Annotated in this window: 3 protein-coding genes, 1 tRNA gene and 3 pseudogenes; 4 read left to right on the top strand and 3 right to left on the bottom strand. The window is 65.3% G+C overall.

Features of this window, described 5'->3' with window-relative positions:
* Window positions 1–152: pseudogene (locus tag ABTU92_RS28260) on the top strand (ISAs1 family transposase); the annotation flags it as partial.
* 29 nt (window positions 153–181) lie between these two features.
* On the opposite strand, the gene ABTU92_RS28255 reads toward ABTU92_RS28260, so the two are convergent.
* A tRNA-Cys gene (locus tag ABTU92_RS28255) sits at window positions 182–254 on the bottom strand.
* Between the two features lie 141 nt (window positions 255–395).
* Between ABTU92_RS28255 and ABTU92_RS28250 the strand changes: the two genes are divergently transcribed.
* The 3 genes and pseudogenes from ABTU92_RS28250 to ABTU92_RS28240 form a co-directional block, all read left to right on the top strand.
* Entirely contained in the window at window positions 396–668 is a 273-nt protein-coding gene (locus ABTU92_RS28250; protein ID WP_408094904.1) for a hypothetical protein, read from the top strand.
* Window positions 655–981 (top strand): annotated as a pseudogene (locus ABTU92_RS28245) (hypothetical protein); the annotation flags it as partial. The gene ABTU92_RS28250 and the pseudogene ABTU92_RS28245, both read left to right, overlap by 14 nt.
* Before the next feature lie 33 nt (window positions 982–1,014).
* A pseudogene (locus ABTU92_RS28240) lies at window positions 1,015–1,258 on the top strand (IS5/IS1182 family transposase); the annotation flags it as partial.
* A 111-nt stretch (window positions 1,259–1,369) separates the two neighbouring features.
* Here the strand turns inward: ABTU92_RS28240 and ABTU92_RS28235 are convergent.
* Together ABTU92_RS28235 and ABTU92_RS28230 are read right to left on the bottom strand one after the other, a co-directional pair.
* Window positions 1,370–2,383 (bottom strand): SDR family NAD(P)-dependent oxidoreductase, encoded by a 1,014-nt coding sequence (locus tag ABTU92_RS28235; protein ID WP_408094903.1) that lies wholly within the window; start codon window positions 2,381–2,383, stop codon window positions 1,370–1,372.
* A gap of 46 nt (window positions 2,384–2,429) precedes the next feature.
* The coding region (locus tag ABTU92_RS28230) for a UDP binding domain-containing protein (RefSeq protein WP_408094902.1) at window positions 2,430–2,890 on the bottom strand (461 nt) is incomplete at its 5' end.

Below are 2,890 nucleotides of genomic sequence, written 5' to 3'. Positions count from 1 at the left end.
AATCCGGGGTCCACTTCAAACATCGCCGTGCTTCGCCGCCGTGCGCTCGACGTCGCCCGCCTCGATCAAAGCAAGGAATCACTGACGACCAAGCTCAAGCGCGCGGCTGGAACGACGCGTTCTTGCTCGAGCTGCTCGGCCATATGCGATAGCCCTGGTCGCTTACCCGAGGGCAGCTTCATGGAGGCGAGGCCTGGATTCGAACCAGGATGTGAGGCTTTGCAAACCCCCGCGTACCGTTCCGCCACCTCGCCACGGCAACATTTTACTATACTTATGAACGCACTGGTAACTGGAATCATCGAGTTGGTAAAATGCGGGAGGAACTCCATCCGCCCTTCCGCCTTCTTGGCGGCGTTGGGGCCGCGCTAGCGCAACCTTCGGATGGATATGATGTGAGCGTCGCGATGGCCGGCAACGCCCTGCGACGAGCCTACGAGGCCGGCAAGGCGCATGCCCCCAAGTTGATGGTGTCGGCGTTCGCGGCCGAGATGCGGATAACGCTGTCGTGCCTGGCCGCGAAGGACGGCGACGAGGTCGCCGCTGCCCTGGAGCTGCTCGGCCGGGTGGACCTCGCCGGCAAGATCGTCACGGCGATGCACTGCACGGCCATCGCCACATCGCCGATGGCGTCGTCGCCCGCGGCGGCGATTACTGTCGCGCCTTGAAGGGGAACCAGGAGTCGCTGCGCAGCGATGCCGACGCCTGCTTTCTGCGGATGAAGAAGACCCATCCTACGGCCGAGACGACCGAGCGGGTCACGGCCGCCAAGAGACCCGGCGCACCGCCATCGTCGACGCCGGCGATCTCGGCGACTATCACCAGTTTCCGGGGCTGAAACCGTTCGGTCGCATCGAGCGCATCCGCCGCCTCGCCGGCAAGACCGAGCGCGAGATCAACCTCTTCGCGTTGTCTCGCACCGTCTCGCCCCTCGAATTGCTGCGGGTCGTGCGGGCGCACTGGGCGATCGAGAACGCGCTCCACTGGGAGCTCGACGTAGTCGTCGCCGAGGACGACAGCGCCTACGACCGGAGCAAGCAGATGGATAAGGCCGAGTACCTCGACTTCGTCATCGAGGTGATCCGCCGCATGGAAGGCCAGCAGGGTTTCGAGGTCCTGCCGCGGGTCGAGCGCACCTTCGGCTGGATGATTGCACTGGCGCCGCCTCGTGCGCGACTACGAGGCCAGGATCGACGTCGCCGAAGCTATGCTCTACGTCACCATGGAAAGCCTTCTCCTGCGCCGCATCAGCCACTGAACCGAGTTTCCCAACGGACACTAACACCGGCGGCATAGAGAAGAAGTTCGTCGATATCCCGACGTAATGCATCCGGCTGGGTCCGTCACGGCGATTGGCGACCTGAGCGTCTTATTGCACCTGATACTTCGACAAGTACCAGTCGACGAAAGCCGGAACGCCGACCGTGACTGGCGTCTGCGGGCGAAAGCCGGTCAGCGACTCGAGCAAGCGGTGATCGGCAAAAGTCTCGCGCACATCACCGAGCTGCATTGGGCGCATGAGCTTTTCGGCTCGGCAGCCCAGCGCAGTCTCGATCGCTGCGACGAAGTCCATCAGCCCAACCGGCTGGCCGCCGGCGATGTTGACGACCCGCCACGGCGCCACAGGTGAGAGCGTATCGATCACGCCAGAAATCATTACCGGCCTTCCCTGGACGGGCGGGAGATCGATCAGGCGGACGACGGCCTCGACGAGATCGTCGACATAGGTGAAGTCGCGCCGCATATCGCCCATGCCGTAGATCTCGATCGGACGGCCGTGCTGGATCGCGTCGACGAACTTGAACAGCGCCATGTCGGGACGGCCCCACGGGCCGTAGACGGTAAAGAAGCGGAAGCAGGTGGTCGGCAGGCCCCACAGATGCGCGTAGGTATGCGCCAGCCCCTCCATCGCTTTCTTGGTCGCGGCGTAGATGGTGATCGGGAAGTCGGCGCGGTCGACCTCGTGGAACGGCATGGTCTCGTTGCCGCCGTAGACCGAGCTCGTCGAAGCGAGCAAGAGGTGCCGCGGCGCGACCTCGCGGGCCACCTCGAGCAAGTTGAACGAGCCAATGAGATTCGAATCGACGTAAGCGCGCGGGTTCTCGAGCGAGTAGCGCACGCCAGCCTGCGCGGCGAGATGAACGATGACGTCGGGCCGGGCGATCGCCGCCGCGGCACGCAGCGCCGCGAGGTCCTCGAGCGGCGCGATGACGGCCTGGAATCCGTCGTGCTCGGCCAGGATCGCGTGCCGCGCCTCCTTCAGCCTCCGGTCGTAATAGTCGGTCATCGCGTCGTAGCCGACGACCGTGTGCCCCGCGGTGAGCAGCCTCCGCGCCAGATGGAAGCCGATGAACCCGGCCGAGCCGGTGATCAGGAAGTGCATGGGATCCTCCGCGTCGCAGCGCTCTTATCCGAAGCACGACGGGGAGTCATGATCGGACATGGCTTGGCGCAATTGCCCTGCCCACACTGGAATAGCTGAATCCGGCGGCCGCCATCTCGTCCGCCCGGTAGACGTTGCGCAGGTCGACCATCACGGGCTGGCGCATCGCGCTCTTGAGCCGGTCGAGGTCGAGGGCGCGGAACTGCTCCCACTCGGTGACGATGACGACCGCGTCGGCGCCCTGCGCGCACTCGTAGGCGTTGGCGCAGAAGGTGACGAGGCCGTCGAGGTCGCGTTTGGCCTGCTCCATGCCGGCCGGGTCGTAGGCCCGCACCTTGGCGCCCATGTCGTTGAACGCCGTCACCAGCGGGATCGACGGCGCATCGCGCATGTCGTCGGTGTTCGGCTTGAAGGTGAGGCCCAGCACCGCGATCGTCTTGTCGCGCACCGACCCGCCGAGCGCCGCCGCGACCTTGCGGGCCATCGCCCGCTTCCTCTGGTCGTTGA

The organism is Rhodoplanes sp. SY1 (assembly GCF_046000175.1).
Classification (GTDB): domain Bacteria; phylum Pseudomonadota; class Alphaproteobacteria; order Rhizobiales; family Xanthobacteraceae; genus Rhodoplanes.
This window is presented reverse-complemented; position numbering and strand designations above follow the sequence as displayed.

What these genes read in the sequence shown, in the direction of transcription:
- ABTU92_RS28235 (WP_408094903.1), bottom strand. Translation starts at nt 2,383, where the DNA reads ATGCACTTCCTGATCACCGGCTCGGCCGGGTTCATCGGCTTCCATCTG.